Origin of the sequence: Pseudomonas canadensis (assembly GCF_030980095.1) — a bacterium.
GTDB lineage: Bacteria > Pseudomonadota > Gammaproteobacteria > Pseudomonadales > Pseudomonadaceae > Aquipseudomonas > Aquipseudomonas canadensis.
On record NZ_CP133298.1, the window covers coordinates 2,451,717 to 2,469,342 of the forward strand.

The 17,626-nt window shown below is 62.1% G+C and carries 8 protein-coding genes and 1 pseudogene; 4 read left to right on the forward strand and 5 right to left on the reverse strand.

Annotation, left to right across the window (positions count from 1 at the left end):
- Positions 1-42 precede the first annotated feature (42 nt).
- A complete protein-coding gene (locus tag RB216_RS29845) occupies positions 43-1,101 on the reverse strand; it encodes a methyl-accepting chemotaxis protein (RefSeq protein WP_372514804.1) in 1,059 nt (352 codons plus the stop codon).
- Positions 1,102-1,167: 66 nt separating this feature from the next.
- Positions 1,168-1,692: pseudogene (locus RB216_RS29850) on the reverse strand (MCP four helix bundle domain-containing protein); the annotation flags it as partial.
- A 270-nt stretch (positions 1,693-1,962) separates the two neighbouring features.
- Between RB216_RS29850 and RB216_RS11485 the strand changes: the two are divergent.
- Positions 1,963-2,535: a DUF2239 family protein gene (locus RB216_RS11485; protein WP_122684437.1), complete on the forward strand. Its 573-nt coding sequence runs from the start codon at positions 1,963-1,965 to the stop codon at positions 2,533-2,535.
- A 25-nt stretch (positions 2,536-2,560) separates the two neighbouring features.
- Positions 2,561-3,916 carry an MATE family efflux transporter gene (locus RB216_RS11490; protein WP_236318744.1) on the forward strand — a complete coding sequence of 452 codons (1,356 nt, stop codon included), beginning with the start codon at positions 2,561-2,563 and terminating at the stop codon, positions 3,914-3,916.
- Here the strand turns inward: RB216_RS11490 and RB216_RS11495 are convergent.
- The gene (locus RB216_RS11495; RefSeq protein ID WP_308908710.1) at positions 3,900-4,487 is read right to left on the reverse strand and encodes a TetR/AcrR family transcriptional regulator; all 588 of its coding nucleotides are present in this window, start codon (positions 4,485-4,487) and stop codon (positions 3,900-3,902) included. The genes RB216_RS11490 and RB216_RS11495 overlap by 17 nt on opposite strands.
- A gap of 141 nt (positions 4,488-4,628) precedes the next feature.
- Between RB216_RS11495 and RB216_RS11500 the strand changes: the two genes are divergently transcribed.
- Positions 4,629-5,801 carry an MFS transporter gene (locus RB216_RS11500; RefSeq protein WP_308908711.1) on the forward strand — a complete coding sequence of 391 codons (1,173 nt, stop codon included), beginning with the start codon at positions 4,629-4,631 and terminating at the stop codon, positions 5,799-5,801.
- Here the strand turns inward: RB216_RS11500 and RB216_RS11505 are convergent, their stop codons facing one another.
- Together RB216_RS11505 and RB216_RS11510 are read right to left on the reverse strand one after the other, a co-directional pair.
- Positions 5,802-6,167 (reverse strand): type II toxin-antitoxin system HicB family antitoxin, encoded by a 366-nt coding sequence (locus tag RB216_RS11505; RefSeq protein ID WP_028619830.1) that lies wholly within the window; start codon positions 6,165-6,167, stop codon positions 5,802-5,804.
- Positions 6,164-6,415 carry a type II toxin-antitoxin system HicA family toxin gene (locus tag RB216_RS11510; protein ID WP_305384825.1) on the reverse strand — a complete coding sequence of 84 codons (252 nt, stop codon included), beginning with the start codon at positions 6,413-6,415 and terminating at the stop codon, positions 6,164-6,166. The genes RB216_RS11505 and RB216_RS11510 overlap by 4 nt, the downstream gene beginning before the upstream one ends.
- A 209-nt stretch (positions 6,416-6,624) precedes the next feature.
- Between RB216_RS11510 and RB216_RS11515 the strand changes: the two genes are divergently transcribed.
- Positions 6,625-17,625, forward strand: coding sequence for a non-ribosomal peptide synthetase (locus RB216_RS11515; protein WP_308908712.1), 11,001 nt, complete (start codon positions 6,625-6,627; stop codon positions 17,623-17,625).
- Position 17,626: the final 1 nt, after the last annotated feature.

The following is a 17,626-nucleotide window of genomic DNA, read 5'->3' on the forward strand; positions in this document are numbered from 1 at the left end:
TGAAGGTCGCCTGGCCGAGGGAGGCTAGAGGGCCGGCGGCCCCTAGGCCACGTTGAAAAACGCCACCTTGGTACTCAAGCGATCCGCCAGCTCCGCCAGTTCCTGATTGGAATGCTCCACTTGCTCGGAGCCCGCCGCCGATTGCACGGTGGAGCTATGGATGCGTGTGACGTTCTGCGCGACTTCTTCCGCCGCCGCGCTTTGTTGTACCGAAGCACTGGCGATCTGCGCGTTCATCGCATTGATCGCACCCACTTCCTGGCTGATCTTGCCCAATGACAACTGGGAGTCGCGGGTCTGCGCCACGGTGACCTGGGCCAGGCTGCGGCTGCGTTGCATGATGTCGGCGGCTTCCTGGGTGCCGCTTTGCAGCTTGCCGATCATGTCGCGGATCTCCTGGGTGGACTCCTGGGTGCGCGTCGCCAGCGACCGTACTTCATCGGCCACCACCGCAAAGCCACGGCCATGTTCACCCGCCCGGGCGGCTTCGATGGCCGCGTTGAGTGCCAGCAGGTTGGTTTGGGCGGCGATGGCGTTAATCACTTCGATCACGGTTTCGATGTTTTCACTGTCGCTGGACACTTGGTTGACCCGGCTGGTGGCCTGGTCGAGGATGGTTGCCAGCTCCTCGATGGCCACGGTCACTTCGCCCACCAAGCGGTGGCCGCTCTCGACTTCTGCGTCTGCCAGAATGGTCGCCTTGGACGCGGCAGAGGCGTAGCCTGAAACCTCGCTGACCGAGGCTGCCATTTGCGTAATCGCGGCGGCCACATGCTGGGCCTCGCTGGTCTGCAAGGTGATCTGCTGACGGTTGTCGCTGGCCACTGACAACAGGGTGACCGAGGAGTGACGCAGGGCCTGGGCTGCCGAGCGCACTTCGGTGATGGTGTCGCCCAGGCGCGCCAGGGCGTTTTTCAAAATACCCATCACGCTGTCGGGGTAGCGGGTTTCGATGGGCTGGTTCAAGTCGCCATTGGCCAGGCGGCGGATCGCCTCGGCGACGTCCTCCGGCTCGGCGCCGAGGGTGGCCTTGACCTTGCGGATGATCAACAAGGACACCAGCACACTCAAGATGATTGCCACGGCGCTGGCCAGCAGCATCAGCACGGCAAAGTTACCGGCGGCGACTTGCACAGTGTCCAGGCGTTGCTTGATCTGGGCTTCTTCGAAGTCGATCAGGGCATTCACGCGCTTGAGCCATTCGGTGTAATGGGCCGACGACTGGGCCAGCAGCAAGTCCTGGGCGCCGGCGATGTCATTGCTGCGACGCAGGCTGATCACCCGCTCGGTGGAGGCCAGGGCCTGGGTCTCGATGGCTTTGATATCCGCCAAAAGACGGGATTCTTCGGCGCTGGCAGCGCTTGCGACGGTGTTGGCGAACAGGCGATCCATCATCACTGCGGAGTCCTGGTAATCGCGCTTGAGCTGGTCGATCTCGGCCAGGTGACGGCTGAGCGACGATTCATCCTTGACCAGTACCGCATCGCGAATGGCGATGGCGCGGTTGTGCACGCTGCCACGGAAGTTGATCGCGTAGCGCTGCACCACGGCGGCTTTTTCGGCCACGTCCTTGAGTGTGCTGTCGATGAAACCCACGCGTTGAATACCGACGGCAGTGACCAACACCAGCAACGACAGAATGGACGCAAAGCCCAGTCCGATACGCATCGCCAACGAGACAGGTTTTTTCATGGAAAGCTCGATATTCAGGGGAGTTAAAGGTGATGGCTAAAAGCTATCTTCGCTGGGGAATCTATCGATAGGCCCGTCACGCGTCCAATCAGAAATTACTGACTCTGCCATCGAGCGAATTGATGGAATAAAACCTGGATTCCTACGTTATCCGATTTAGTTCGCCGCTCAGGGGTGAGCCGTTAGGAGTTTCACCACAAGAGTCCTTGCATCTCCTAAAACTTTGGCTAATATAATCCGGGTAAAACAATTAATATCCGGGTAATAGCTATGCCTACGCAAAACCTTTCTACGTGCACTGCCTTCGTTGGCCACCAGCGTGTAGCGGCGGGTCCCTACGCCGACGTTGCCGATATACTCGCCAGTCTTGATCATGCTGCGGGCAGCTTTCTGGTATTCGATGACGCCACCGGCCTCCAAGTCGATTTCCCCTGGCCGGCAGGCTATGCGCCCGCACAACCGCTCCAGGCCGAAGTACCCGATGAGCCTCCTGCTGCACCCTCGGTCGGGCGCCCTAAACTGGGCGTGGTCGCACGCGAAGTCACGTTATTGCCGCGTCATTGGGAATGGCTGGGCCAGCAGCGCGGCGGTGCATCGGCTGCGTTGCGCCGGCTGGTGGATGAAGCTCGCACTGCCCATGCTTCCCGTGATCAGATACGCCAGGCCAAGGAGGCCGGGTATCGTTTCATGAGCGCCATCGGCGGCGACCTGCCCGGTTTCGAAGAGGCTTCGCGCGCGCTGTTTGCGTTTGACGCAACGGACTTTTCCGGCAAGATCGCGCACTGGCCGGTGGACGTGCAAACCTACCTGGCTTGGCTGACGCGCAACGCGTTCCCAGTCTGATCACCATTCCTGGATCCCTACCCTCATGGAAGTCACTCAACAACGGCCGTTGTGGCAGATCTACCTGATCTTTCTGGCACCCATGGTGCTGTCCAACTTCCTGCAAAGTTTTTCCGGCACGCTCAACGGTATCTATGTCGGGCAGATGCTCGGCACCCAGGCGCTGGCGGCGGTGTCGGGCATGTTTCCCATCGTGTTTTTCTTCATTGCCCTGGTGATCGGCCTGGGGGCGGGCGCCTCGGTGCTGATCGGCCAGGCCTGGGGGGCGCAGGAAACGGCGATGGTCAAGGTGATCACTGGCGCAACCCTGACGTTGGGGGCGCTGGTGGGGGTGACCGCGGCGGTGCTGGGCAGTCTGTTTGCGCGTCCCGCATTGCAGGCGTTGGGCACGCCGGTTGATGTGCTGGACGATGCGGTTGGCTATGCCCAGAAGATGATGCTGATCATGCCGTTGTTGCTGGTGTTCATCCTCTACACCCAGTTGCTGCGCGGCGTCAGCGACACGATCTCGCCGTTGCTGGCGCTGATGGTGTCGACCCTGGTCGGCCTGCTGCTCACGCCGGCACTGATTGGGGGCTGGATCGGCCTGCCGCCCATGGGCATCCAGAGCGCGGTGTATGCCGGGCTGGTGGGCAACGCGTTGGCCATGCTGTTTTTGATCTTGCGCCTTCGGCATAAAAACCATGTGATGGCGCCGGACCGCGAACTGCTCGCGGCCTTGCGCCTGGACCCTGTGATTCTCGGCAAAGTCCTGCGCATCGGCTTGCCTACCGGCCTGCAGATGGTGGTGCTGTCACTGTCGGAATTGGTCATCCTCGCCCTGGTCAACGGCCACGGCTCCCAGGCCACGGCGGCGTATGGCGCGGTGACGCAGATCGTCAACTACGTGCAGTTCCCGGCGTTGTCGATCGCCATCACTGCCTCGATCCTCGGTGCGCAGGCGATTGGTGCTGGGCGGTTAGAGCGTATCGGGCCGATTCTGCGCACCGGTTTGTTGATCAACCTGTGCCTTACCGGAGGCCTGATTGTGTTGGGCTATGTGTTGTCCCACTGGTTGCTCGGGCTGTTCATTACCGACGATGCGGCACGGGTCAAGGCTGAACACCTGCTGCACATCATGCTGTGGAGCATCTTGGTTTTTGGCTTCCAGGCGGTGGTTGGCGGGATCATGCGTGCCAGCGGCGTGGTGCTGATGCCGGTGGTGATCTCGATTTTCTGCGTGCTCTGCGTCGAACTGCCGATGGCGTACTTGTTCAACGCGCATTTTGGCCTGGAAGGCGTGTGGATGGCGTTCCCCGTGACCTACTTGGCAATGCTGGCCTTGCAGACTGCGTATTACCGGTTGGTGTGGCGGCACAAGCAGATCAAGCGGTTGGTGTGAGGCTCAGGCCGCGTAGCAGCAGTTCAAGACCTTGCAGGCCTTGTTCGAGCCGCTCGTCCGGGTGTTCATCCCGGGCGATCCACAGGGCGGTACTGACCAGGCTGCCGTTGATCAATTGCGCCAGTGCAAGGCTCGGGACGCAGGGGATCGCCTCGGCCTGCATCAGCGCCTCCAGCAACTGGCGCAATGACTCCACGCAATGTTGCTGGGCGCCGGTGTCGCCCAGGACGGCCGGCGCATCCTGCAACACAATTCGCTGGATTTCGTCGTCCTGTGCCATACGCAAGTAGGCACGACAACGTTCGCAAAAGCCGCTCCAGGGGTCTTCAGCTTCATCTGAAATGCGCTGCAAACGCGCATCCATCTCGCTGTCGAGTTGGCCAACCACGGCGGCCAGCAAACCTTTCTTATCTCCAAAGTGATGGTACAGCGCCCCTCGGGTCAGACCGGCACGGGCGGTGAAGTCGTCCATCGATGTATTCGCGTAACCTTGTGTAGCAAAAGCCTGACGCGCGCTGGCGATCAGCCGGGCGCGGGTGTCTTCGATCATTACGGCACGGGCACGGCTCATGGTTGGGCTCACAATCGGCAAGGGAAAGATTGACATACGCTGCGTATGTTAAGCATGATTTGTCACATACGCACCGTATGTATTTTGCCTCGATTCTTGTGAATAGCAAGTTCCAGGGCATTCATGAAGAGGTCGAGCAAGATGGCAAACCCTTACGCCGAGTTGTTCCAAGTCCCTGGCGCCCGGGCTTTTGTGCTGGCGGGCATGCTTGCGCGCATGCCGGTATCAATGACGGGGATCGGCTTGATCACCATGCTCTCGCAGGTACATGGCGGCTATGGCCTGGCGGGCTCGGTCGCGGCGGTGTTCGCCTTGGCGACGGCGTTTTGTGCGCCGCAGGTGTCGCGGCTGGTGGACCAGTACAGTCAAGGCCGAGTGCTGCCGATTGCCGCATTGATTGGCGGCGGGGCGCTGTTGATGTTGCTGCTGTGTACTCGGCTGCAAGCACCGAACTGGCTGCTGTTCCTGTTCGCCGCGTTGGCCGGATGCATGCCCAATATGTCGGCCATGGTGCGGGCGCGCTGGACCGAGTTGTACCGGGGCCAGCCCAAGCTGCAAACCGCGTTTGCCCTGGAGTCGGTGCTGGACGAGGTGTGCTTCATTATCGGCCCGCCGATTTCGGTCGGGTTGAGCGTGGTGTTGTTTCCGGAGGCGGGGCCTCTGGTCGCTGCGTTGTTGCTGGCGGTGGGTGTCACCACCTTTGTATTGCAGCGTGAGACCGAACCGCCTGTGCATGCTCATCAGAGCCACCACGGTCGCTGGCTGATTGCGTCACCCTCGGTGCTGATCCTGATGATCCTGCTGCTGGCCATGGGTGTGATTGTTGGCGTGGTGGACGTGGTCAGCGTCGCGTTTGCCCAGCATCAGGGCCAACCAGCGGCAGCGAGTATCGTGCTGTCGGTGTACGCCATTGGCTCGTGCCTGGCAGGGCTGGCGTTCGGTACCCTGAAACTCAAGGTGTCGTTGCCTCGGCAGTTCCTGTTCTGTGGCGTGGCTACGGCTGTGACCACCTTGCCGTTGCTTCTGGTAACCAACATTCCCGGGCTCGCCGTGGCGATCTTTATCTCTGGGTTGTTCTTCGCCCCAACCCTTATCGTGTCCATGGCCCTGGTGGAGCGGATCGTACCCGCCAGCCGCCTGACCGAAGGCATGACCTGGCTGATCACCGGCCTCAGCATCGGCGTGGCCATTGGCGCTGCCAGTTCCGGCTGGATGATCGACCACTTCGGCGCCACCAGCGGGTTCTACGTGGCGTTGGCGGCGGGGGCGGTGGTGCTGGGGGCGGCAGTGTTGGGTTATCGGCGCTTGGGGTAATCAGCTAACCGCAGGGCATGAGTCATTGCCATGATGTTGTAAAAACTCATTCAAGGCCTGGCGTGTCAGGTCATTGAGGGTCACTTTTTTGCGGGTCGCCGCCAGGGCAGCCGCCAAGTGCAAGTCATGGCCGACCCGGACATTGAAGGAGCCCTTGCAGGGCTTCTCCGGTGGCTGCCCGAGGGCCTGGCAAGTGGTGAGGTAGTCATCCACCGCCTCACGGAATGCAGCGTCCAGCTCTGCGACGGTTTTACCTTCGTAGCTCACCAGTGCCTTGATGAACAGGATCTTGCCGAATAGGCAGTTGTCTTCGACGCTGGCTTCGATAGAGCCGATGTAGCCTTTGTGTTTCAGTTGGTTGTTCACTGAATCAGTTCTCCTGACCTCAATTGCTCAATGATCTGGCGCCGAATGTAGTGTTTCAGTTCGTTGCCAGGGTGAGGCTTGTGCAAGGTGATCATTGCACTGAGGTCGCCGATGTCGAGCTTGACCCGGCTTCCAGCCCCTTCAATCTGTGTGTAGCCCGGCCGTAGCAGCAGCGTTACGAGCTCAGGCCAGGTAAATGCCATGTGCTCATTGAGCAGTTTGGCGAGCAGCTTTTCATTTTTGGACACGGCGTTCCCTGCGTGTAACTAAATGTAGTTGCAAAAAGTGGTGTTCGTCAATGCTAGCTCGGGTTCGGGTGTCTCTGCCGAGATTGATGTAACCCTTGATGACACCCCGCTCCACGCCTTCCACTCCCCGCTAATTTTTCCCTGTCCGGTTCGTTTTATAGGGACGACGTGCCTTTGTGCTTCCCGCCTATTGCTCCGGACTCCAAGAAATGAATGCTGAAGACTCCTTGAAACTTGCTCGCCGGTTTATCGGGTTGCCCCTGGAAAAACGCCAATTGTTCCTGCAGGCCTTGCAGAAAGAAGGTGTGGATTTTTCCCGGTTTCCGATTCCGGCAGGGGTGGAAGCGGAGGATCGCCAGGCGCTGTCCTATGCACAGCAGCGCATGTGGTTTCTCTGGCAGTTGGACCCGGCCAGTGGCGCCTACAACTTGCCCGGTGCTGTACGCCTCAAAGGCACGTTGAGCCTGGAAGCGATGGAGCAAGCGTTTGCGAGCCTGGTCGCGCGGCATGAAACCCTGCGCACGGTGTTCCAGCGCCAGGCCGACGAGCGCCTGTTGCAAGTGCCGACGACGACGTCATTGGCCGTCGAGCAAGTCGATTTCAGCCACCTCGCTACCGCCGAACGCGAACAGGCCGTCAACGACGCCGCGATCCGTCAATCGCTGCTGCCGTTCGACCTGGAAAACGGCCCGTTGCTGCGCGTGCAATTGCTCAAGCTCGACACGCGGGAGCATGTGTTGCTGCTGACCCTGCACCACATCGTCTCCGATGGTTGGTCGATGAACGTGCTGATCGAGGAGTTCATTCGCTGCTACGACGCTCATGAGCGCAATGAAATACCGCAACTGCCGGCCTTGCCGATCCAGTACAGCGACTATGCCCTGTGGCAACGTCGCTGGTTGGAAGCGGGTGAGCAGGCTCGACAATTGGAGTATTGGCAGGCGCGCCTGGGCGATGAGCACCCGGTACTGGAGCTGCCCACGGATCGCCCACGCCCGGCCATGCCGAGCTACCAGGGCACGCGCCATAACTTCGCGATCGAACCCGCGCTGGCTGCACAACTGCGCAGCGTTGCGCAAAAACACAACGTTACCCTGTTCATGCTGTTGCTCGGTGCGTTCAACGTGCTGCTGCATCGCTATACCGGGCAAGGCGACATCCGCGTCGGCGTGCCAATCGCCAACCGTAACCGTACTGAAGTCGAAGGGCTGATCGGCTTTTTCGTCAATACCCAAGTGCTGCGCACCGAGCTGAGCGGGCAAACCCTTGTCACTGAGCTGCTGCAAAGCATCAAGGAGCATGCACTGGGCGCCCAGGCCCATCAGGAATTGCCGTTCGAGCGCCTGGTGGAGGCCCTCAAGGTCGAACGCAGCCTCAGCCATACGCCGTTGTTCCAGGTCATGTACAACCATCAGCCGGTGGTGGCCGACATTGCGAGCGTCAGCACGGCCTCCGGCCTGGAGCTGGCGCTGGTGGAGTGGCAAGGCCGCACCACTCAGTTTGACCTGACCCTCGATACCTATGAAAAATCCGGCACCCTCTACGCCGCGCTGACCTACGCAAATGACCTGTTCGACGCGGCGTCCATCGAGCGCATGGCCGGGCATTGGGTGCGTCTGTTGCAGGCCATGGGGGCCGACGGTACGCAGCGCATCGGTGAACTACCGATGCTGGATGCGTATGAGCAGCAAGTGCTGGTCCACACCTGGAACCAGACCGCCGAGGTTTACCCGACCGAGCGCGGCATCCATCACCTGATCGAAGACCAGGTGCGGGCCACGCCCGACGCGCCCGCGCTGTTGTTCGGCGCCACAGCGCTGACCTATGCCCAGCTCAATGCCCGCGCCAACCAGCTGGCCCATGCCTTGCGCGAGAAGGGTGTAGGTCCGGACGTGCTGGTCGGGATCTGCATCGAGCGCTCCATCGAAATGGTGGTCGGTCTGCTGGCCATTCTCAAGGCGGGTGGCGCCTACGTTCCGTTGGATCCTGAGTATCCCCAGGAACGCCTGGCCTACATGATCGAGGACAGCGGCATTCAGTTGTTGCTCAGCCAGCACAGCCTGTTGCCAGTGCTGCCTGCCGAGGGCATTCAAGTGATTGTCCTGGACCAGCCTGCCGACTGGCTCGATGGCTACAGCCGCGAATCGGTAAACGTTACGCTTCACGCGCTGAACCTGGCCTACGTGATCTACACCTCGGGCTCCACCGGCAAGCCCAAGGGCGCCGGCAACAGCCATCGCGCGCTGGTCAACCGCCTGTGCTGGATGCAGCAGGCCTATGGCCTGGACGCCAGCGATGCGGTCCTGCAGAAAACCCCGTTCAGCTTCGACGTTTCGGTGTGGGAGTTCTTCTGGCCGCTGATGACCGGCGCACGCCTGGTGGTCGCAGCGCCCGGCGAGCATCGCGAACCGGCGCGCCTGATCGAGACGATTGGGCAGCACGGCATCACCACCTTGCACTTCGTGCCCTCGATGCTCCAGGCGTTTATCCATGAGCCGGGAGTGCAAGCGTGCACCCGCCTCAAGCGCATCGTGTGCAGTGGCGAAGCCTTGCCGCTGGATGCGCAATTGCAGGTATTTGCCAAGTTGCCTCAGGCGGGCTTGTTCAATTTGTACGGGCCGACCGAAGCAGCCATCGACGTGACCCACTGGACCTGTGTCGACGAAGGCGCCGACAGCGTGCCCATTGGCCGGCCTATCGCCAACCTCGGCACCTACGTGCTCGATGCCCAGCTCAATCCGGTTCCCGCTGGCGTCAGCGGCGAGCTGTACCTGGGCGGCACTGGTCTGGCCCGTAGTTACCATCGACGTCCGGCACTTACTGCCGAACGTTTTGTGCCCAGTCCTTTCGGTGACGGCACGCGTCTGTACCGCACGGGCGACCGCGTGCGTCAGCGCGCCAATGGCGTCATCGAATACCTCGGCCGCCTCGACCATCAAGTCAAGCTGCGTGGCCTGCGTATCGAGTTGGGTGAAATCGAGACGCGCCTGATGCAACACCCCTCGGTGCGCGAAGCCGTGGTGTTGGTGCAAGGCGGCAAGCAATTGGTGGCCTACCTGGTGCTGGAAGACCAGGCGCCGGTCGATCTCAAGGCTTGGCTGCTTAGCAGCCTGCCGGAATACATGGTGCCGACCCATCTGGTGTACCTGGCCAAGCTGCCGGTAACCGCCAACGGCAAACTCGACCGCAAGGCCTTGCCAGTGCCGGACGCCGCGCCACAGCAGGCCTATGTCGCACCGGAAAACGACCTGCAGAAAGCCTTGGCAGCGATCTGGAGCGATGTACTGGGTGTGGCGCAGATCGGCCTGGAAGACAACTTTTTCGAGCTGGGCGGTGATTCGATCATCTCCATCCAGGTAGTCAGCCGTGCGCGCCAGGCGGGTATTCGCCTCAGTCCACGGGACCTGTTCCAGTACCAGAGCGTGCGCAGCCTGGCGCTGGTGGCAAGCTTCGAGCAGGCGATGGTCATCGACCAGGGGGCGGTCACCGGCGAGGTGATCCTCACGCCCGTGCAACGCAGCTTTTTCGAGCAGGCGATTCCGGTGCGCCAGCATTGGAACCAGTCGTTGCTGCTGACGCCACGGGAAACCCTGGAGCCTGCGCGCGTTGAAGCCGCTTTGACCCAACTGATCAACCACCACGACGCCCTGCGCCTGCGGTTTGTGCAACAAGCTGGCGGTTGGCAGCAAGCCCATGCCGAGTCGGTGACTACGCCCGGGTTGTGGCAAACCCAGGTCGCAGACGACGCTGAGTTGGCCGCACTCTGCGACGAGGCCCAGCGCAGTCTCGATCTTGGACAGGGCCCTTTGTTGCGTGCGGCCTTAGTCACGATGGCCGATGGCGCTCAACGTTTGTTGCTGGTGGTGCATCACCTGGCGGTGGACGGCGTGTCCTGGCGCATCCTGCTCGAAGACCTGCAACAGGCTTACCGCAACGTCGCATTGCCGGCCAAGACCAGCGCCTACCAGCGGTGGGCGCAGCAATTGCAGGCCCACGCGCAGACGCTGGATGACCAACTGCCGTACTGGCAGGCCCAGACTGCGAGTGCCGATTTGCCGTGCGATAACCCCCAGGGCGGTCTGCAAAACCGCCTGGGCAGCAAAGTCGAAATCCGCTTGAGTGCCGAACAGACCCGTCAACTGCTGCAAGACGCCCCAGCGGCCTACCGCACCCAGGTCAACGACTTGCTGCTGACCGCACTGGCGCGCGTCATCAGCCGTTGGAGCGAACAGCCCGCGGCGCTGATCCAGCTGGAAGGCCATGGCCGCGAAGACCTGTTCGATACCGTCGACCTGAGCCGCACCGTCGGCTGGTTCACCAGCCTGTTCCCGGTACGCCTGCAAGCCGATGGCGAGCTGTCGGCTGCAATCAAGTCGGTGAAGGAACAACTGCGCGCCGTGCCGCACAAGGGCATCGGCTACGGCCTGCTGCGCTACCTCGGTACGCCTGAGGCCCGCGAAGCCCTATCGAGCCTGGCCGCGCCGCGCATCACCTTCAACTACCTGGGCCAGTTCGACCGCCAATTCAACGAGTCGGCGCTGTTCGTTCCGTCGACCCAGGGCAGCGGTCAGGCTCAGGACCCGGAGGCGCCGCTGGCCAATTGGCTGACGGTGGAAGGGCAGGTGTATGGCGGCGAATTGGCCCTGCAATGGGGGTTCAGTCGCGAGATGTTCGACAGAGCAACCATCCAGCAGCTGGCGGACGATTACCAGCAGGAACTGCTGGCGTTGATCGCGCATTGCCTCAACCCGCAGCACGGCGGCCTGACACCGGCCGATGTAAGCCTGGCGCACCTGACCCAAGCCCAGCTGGACGACCTGGCACTGCCTGCACGGAGCGTGCAAGACCTGTATCCACTGTCGCCCATGCAGCAGGGCATGTTGTTCCACAGCCTCTACCAGCAAGGTGAGGATGACGTCTATGTCAGCCAATTGCGCGCCGACGTGCAGGGGATGGACTTTGCAGTATTTCAAGGCGCCTGGGAGCAAGTGCTGGCACGGCATGACATGTTGCGCACCGGCTTTGTCTGGCAAGACGACCAGGGCCAGGCCCTGCAAGTGGTGCATCGCCAAGTCAGTTTGCCCTTCATCGAATACGACTGGCGCGACCGTCCGAATCTGCCGGCGGCCCTCGACAGCCTGGCCGCCGAGCACCATCGCCAGGGCTTCGAGCTGGCGAGCCCGCCGTTGCTGCGGGTGGCGCTGGTCCGCACGAGCGAAGACCACTGGCACTTGATCTACACCAGCCACCACATCCTGATGGATGGCTGGAGTAATGCCCTGGTCCTCAATGAAGTGCTGCAAGCCTGCAAGGGCCAGGCGCTGCCGCCGGTAGCCGTGGCGTTTTCCCAGCACATTGCTTGGCTGCAACAGCAGGACCCTGCGGTGGGCGAAGCGTTCTGGCGCCAGCGCCTGGTGCAGTTGGAAGAACCGACGCACCTGGCACGTGCTGTGGCCAAAAGCGCCGCGCACACGGGTGACGAATACGGCGAACTCCTGTGTGAGTTGGATGCCATTCAGACTCAGCGCCTGACCGCTTTCGCCCGTGCCCATCAAGTGACCCTCAACACCCTGGTGCAATCGGCGTGGTTGTTGCTGTTGCAGCGCTACACGGGTCAGTCCAGCGTCGTCTGTGGGGTCACGGTATCTGGGCGCCCGGCGCAGCTGGCGAATGTCGAGCAGCAGGTCGGCCTGTTCATCAACACCTTGCCGCTGATTGCTGCCGCCAGCCCGGCGCAAAGCGTCAGCGATTGGGTGCGTAGCGTTCAGGCATTGAACCTGGAAATGCGTGACCACGAACACACGCCGCTGTTCGACATCCAGCGTTGGGCCGGCTCGGCCGGTGAGGCGCTGTTCGACACGCTCGTCGTGTTCGAAAACTTCCCGGTGGCCAAGAGCCTGGAGCAGTCGGGGGAGAGCGGCTTGCGTTTCAGTGCTGTGAGCCATCAGGAGCGCACCAATTACCCATTGACCCTCACTGTGCAGGGCGGCGAGCACCTGAGCCTGCACCTGGAATACTTGCGAGCCGAGTTTGCTGCCGACGCGGTGCAGCACATCGGCGCCTACCTGCAGGGCTTGCTACAGCAATTCGCCAGTGCGCCGGAACAGGCCTTGGGCGCCGTGCCGTTGCTGCTGGAACACGAATACACCCGCGTGCTGCAAGACTGGAACCCGCGGGGTGTTGCTCAGTCCGCCAAGGCCAGCGTATTGCAACGCTTCGAACAACAAGCGGCATTGCACCCGGAAAACACCGCGCTGATCCTGGATCAGCAGCACATGACTTATACCGACCTCAACGTGCGCGCCAATCGACTGGCCCATCGCCTGATCGAGTTGGGCGTCAGCGCCGACACCCTAGTGGGTGTTGCGGTGGACCGCTCTCTGGAGATGATCGTTGGCTTGCTGGGGGTGCTCAAGGCCGGCGGCGCTTATGTGCCGCTGGACCCGAAATACCCAGCCGAGCGCCTTCAGTGCATGATCGAGGACAGCGGTCTGCAACTGCTGCTGACCCAGCAGCCGTTGGTGGAGCAGTTGCCGCTCAGCAAGGATCTGACCCTCGTTTGCCTGGAAACCGGAGTCGACTGGCTCGTCGATTACAGCAGCGAAAATCCGTCTTCCAGCACGCAGCCGGCCAACCTGGCCTACGTGATGTTCACCTCCGGTTCTACCGGCCGGCCAAAAGGCGTGGGCATCGATCTGGGCGCCCTGGCTCGGCATGTGGAAGTCTTCACCGAGTTGTTTGCGTTGCAAGCCCATGACCGCGTGCTGCAGTTCGGCACCTTTAATTTCGATGGTTTCGTCGAGCAACTCTACCCGGCGCTGTGCTGCGGCGCTGCGGTGGTGGTACGCGGCGGCGACCTGTGGGACAGCGACACCTTCTATCAACAGCTGATCGAACACGACATCTCCGTGGTCGACCTGACCACGGCCTACTGGCTGCTGCTGGTGCGCGACTTTGCCGACCGGGGCCCGCGTGACTACGGACGCCTGCGCCAACTGCACATCGGCGGCGAAGCCATGCCGCCGGAAGGCTTGAATGCCTGGCGGGCAGCCGGCCTGGAGCATGTGCGCCTGCTCAACACCTATGGCCCCACCGAAGCCACGGTAACCGCCACCGCCTTGGACTGCGCTGCCTATGTGGATGGCCGTGAAGCCCTGCCGTCGATGATGCCGATCGGCCGCGTGCTGGATGGCCGTGCCATCTACCTGCTGGACGCCAACCTCAACCCGGTGCCGGTAGGTGTGGCGGGCGAGTTGGTGATCGGCGGCCCGTTGCTGGCGCGGGGTTACTTCAACCGCCCGGACCTGACGGCCCACCGTTTCATTCCTGATCCGTTTTGCACCGACGGCACTGGTCGCCTGTACCGCACCGGTGACCTGGCCCGTTACCGTGCCGATGGCATGATCGAGTACGTGGGGCGTATCGATCATCAGGTCAAGGTCCGTGGTTTTCGCATCGAACTGAGCGAAATCGAAGCGCGCCTGCTGGCCCAGGCCAGTGTGCGCGAGGCGTTGGTCATCGCCGCGGACAACCAGTTGGTGGGTTACGTCGTGGCCACTCAAGCGCTCGACGAATCCCGGCAAGCCGAACTGCGCACCCAACTCAAGGCCGTGCTGCGCGAGGAGCTGCCGGACTACATGGTGCCGGCGCATCTGCTGGTGCTGGAACGCCTGCCTTTGAGCCCCAACGGCAAGGTAGATCGTGCCGCGCTGCCCAAGCCGGATGCCAGCCATTCGCTGGCCGAATGGGTCGCGCCCGTGACTGAGAAGGAGCAACGCATCGCTGCCATCTGGGCCCAGGTGCTGGGCGCCGAGCGGGTAGGGCTCAACGATCACTTCTTCGAAATGGGTGGTCATTCGCTGCTCGCCACGCAGGTGGTGTCTCGGGTGCGTCACGGCCTGGGCATCGAAGTCGCGCTCAAGACGTTGTTTGAACAGCCTGTGCTTGGCGACTTTGTCAGCTGCCTGGGCGACGTCCAGGGTTCGGCACCGGCGCTGGTAGCGGTAGACCGCACTCAACCCTTGCTGCTGTCCTACGCCCAGGAGCGTCAGTGGTTTCTCTGGCAGCTGGACCCGCACAGTTCGGCCTATCACGTGCCCAGTGCGCTGCGCTTGAAAGGTCCGCTGGACCAGGTGGCCCTGCAACGTGCCTTCGATACCCTGGTAGCGCGCCATGACAGCCTGCGCACGCACTTGCAGCAAGAGGCCGACCGCACGGTACAAGTGGTCAGCCCGCAGGCACGGATCGAGCTGGTGTCGGAACCCACCGATGACGCCCAGCTCAAGACCAGGGTTGAAGCGCTGGTAGCCCGACCTTTCGACCTGCGCCAGGGGCCGCTGATGCGTGTGAATCTTCTGCGCCTGGCAGCAGAGGAGCACGTGCTGGTCCTGGTGCAGCACCACATCATCTCCGACGGTTGGTCCATGCAAGTGATGGTCGACGAGCTGGTGCAGCTCTACGCTGCCTACAGCCAAGGCCAGGCGCTGCAATTGCCGGCGATGCCGATCCAATATGCCGACTACGCAAAATGGCAGCGTGACTGGATGGAGGCCGGGGAAAAAGCGCGCCAGCTCGATTACTGGCGTGACCTGCTGGGCGGTGAGCAGCCGGTGCTGGAGTTGCCTTTCGATCACCAGCGTCCGGCGGTGCCGACCCATCGGGGTGCACGCCTGAATATTGCGCTGCCGACTACGCTGGTCGACAGCCTCAAGACCCTGGCCCAGCGCGAAGGTGTGACACTGTTCATGGTGCTGCTGGCTTCGTACCAGGCGTTGTTGCATCGCTACAGCGGCCAGCAGGACATTCGTGTCGGTATGCCGATTGCCAACCGTAACCGGGTCGAAACCGAGCGGTTGATCGGCTTCTTCGTCAATACCCAGGTGCTCAAGGCCGATGTCGACGGGCAGACCACTGTCCGGCAGCTATTGACCCAGGTCAAACAGCGCGCACTGGAAGCCCAGGCGCATCAGGATTTGCCATTCGAGCAACTGGTCGAGGCCCTGCAACCCGAGCGTAGCCTGAGCTTGAGCCCCTTGTTCCAGGTCGCGTTCAACCACCACATCAGCCTGGCCGGCGAGCATTTGCAGCGCCTGGCGCAGCTGGACATGAGCCCGGTGACCTGGGATGAAACCGCCGCGCATTTCGACCTGATCCTGGACATCGAGGAGTCCGGGAACCAGCTCGGCGCATCGCTGAGTTATGCCACCGATTTGTTTGCACCTGCGACCATCGCGCGCATGGGCAGCCATTGGCAGAACCTGTTGCAGGCAATGGTTGCCGATCAACAACAGCCCATCAGCCAATTGAACCTGCTGGGCGAGGATGAACGGCAGCACATCCTGCGATTGTGGAACCAGACTGACGCTGGCTTCTCGGCCGAGCGTCTTGTGCATGAATTGGTAGCCGATCGCGCCAGGGAAAACCCCCAGGCGATCGCCGTCAAATTCGACGCGCAAACCCTGAGCTATGGCGAGCTGGACAGCCAGGCCAATCGCCTGGCCCACGCCTTGATCGCCCGTGGCGTCGGCCCGGAAGTGCGCGTGGCGATTGCCATGCCACGCAGCGCCGAAAGCCTGGTGGCGTTCCTTGCGGTGATGAAAGCCGGTGGCGTGTATGTGCCGTTGGACATCGAATACCCGCGTGATCGCCTGCTGTACATGATGCAAGACAGCCGTGCGCAATTGTTGCTGACCCATCGCCGCGCGTTGCAGCAACTGCCGATTCCCGAGGGCTTGGACACCCTGGCGATTGATCGCACCGAAGACTGGGCCGATTACCGCGACACTGCGCCGGACGTGAAGCTGGACGGCGATAACCTGGCCTACGTGATCTACACCTCCGGCTCCACCGGCATGCCCAAGGGCGTGGCGGTGTCCCACGGTCCTTTGGTGGCGCACATCATCGCCACCGGCGAGCGCTATGAAACATCGCCGGCTGACTGCGAACTGCACTTCATGTCGTTCGCCTTCGACGGCTCCCACGAAGGCTGGATGCACCCGCTGATCAACGGCGCCAGCGTGCTGGTCCGTGATGACAGCCTGTGGCTGCCCGAATACACCTACGCACAAATGCACCGCCACAACGTGACCATGGCGGTGTTCCCGCCGGTGTACCTGCAACAGTTGGCCGAGCATGCCGAGCGTGACGGCAACCCACCCAAAGTGCGTGTGTACTGCTTTGGCGGTGATGCGGTAGCCCAGGCCAGCTACGACCTGGCCTGGCGCGCACTCAAGCCGACTTACCTGTTCAACGGCTACGGCCCGACTGAAACCGTGGTCACGCCGTTGCTATGGAAAGCCCGCCGTGGCGATCCATGCGGCGCGGTTTATGCCCCAATCGGCACCTTGCTGGGCAACCGCAGCGGCTACGTGCTGGACTCGCAACTCAACCTGCAACCCATCGGCGTAGCCGGTGAGTTGTACCTGGGCGGCGAGGGCGTGGCACGGGGTTATCTGGAACGGCCGGCACTGACTGCCGAGCGTTTTGTGCCGGACCCATTCGGCAAACCTGGCAGCCGCGTGTATCGCAGCGGCGACCTGACCCGCGGCCGTCCGGATGGCGTGGTGGATTACCTCGGGCGTGTCGACCATCAGGTGAAGATCCGTGGTTTCCGCATCGAACTGGGCGAGATCGAAGCGCGCCTGCGTGAGCAGGACAACGTTGGCGAAACCGTGGTGGTCGCCCAGGACGGTCCGACCGGCAAACAACTGGTGGCGTATGTCGTGCCGGCCGAGGGCCCGCTCGCCAATGAAACCCAATTGCGCGAAACCTTGCGCCGTGCGCTGAAAACCCATCTGCCGGACTACATGGTGCCCGCGCACTTCATGTTCCTGGCGCAGATGCCGCTGACCCCCAACGGCAAGCTTGACCGCAAGGGCCTGCCCGAACCGGATACGAGCCTGCTGCAACAGGCCTACGTGGCCCCCGAAACCGACCTGGAACAGCAGATCGCGGCGATTTGGGCCGACATATTGCGCCTGCCGCAGGTCGGCCTGAACGACAACTTCTTTGAAGTGGGCGGCCATTCCCTGCTAGCGATCCAGATCACTTCGCGGGTCCAGGCCGATCTGGGCCTGGAAGTGCCGTTGGTGGAAGTGTTCCAGACCGAAACGCTGCGCGCCTATGTGCAGGCCGCCGCCACCTTCCGCGCCGGCAGCGCGGAAGATTTTGATGATCTTCGTGACTTTTTGAGCGAACTAGAGGCGATTTGAC

Excerpts from the sequence above, each read along its gene's own strand:
- RB216_RS29845 (WP_372514804.1), bottom strand. The coding sequence starts at position 1,101 with ATGCTGCTGGCCAGCGCCGTGGCAATCATCTTGAGTGTGCTGGTGTCC.
- RB216_RS11485 (WP_122684437.1), top strand. The coding sequence starts at position 1,963 with ATGCCTACGCAAAACCTTTCTACGTGCACTGCCTTCGTTGGCCACCAG.
- RB216_RS11495 (WP_308908710.1), bottom strand. The coding sequence starts at position 4,487 with ATGAGCCGTGCCCGTGCCGTAATGATCGAAGACACCCGCGCCCGGCTG.
- RB216_RS11500 (WP_308908711.1), top strand. The coding sequence starts at position 4,629 with ATGGCAAACCCTTACGCCGAGTTGTTCCAAGTCCCTGGCGCCCGGGCT.
- RB216_RS11490 (WP_236318744.1), top strand. The coding sequence starts at position 2,561 with ATGGAAGTCACTCAACAACGGCCGTTGTGGCAGATCTACCTGATCTTT.
- RB216_RS11515 (WP_308908712.1), top strand. The coding sequence starts at position 6,625 with ATGAATGCTGAAGACTCCTTGAAACTTGCTCGCCGGTTTATCGGGTTG.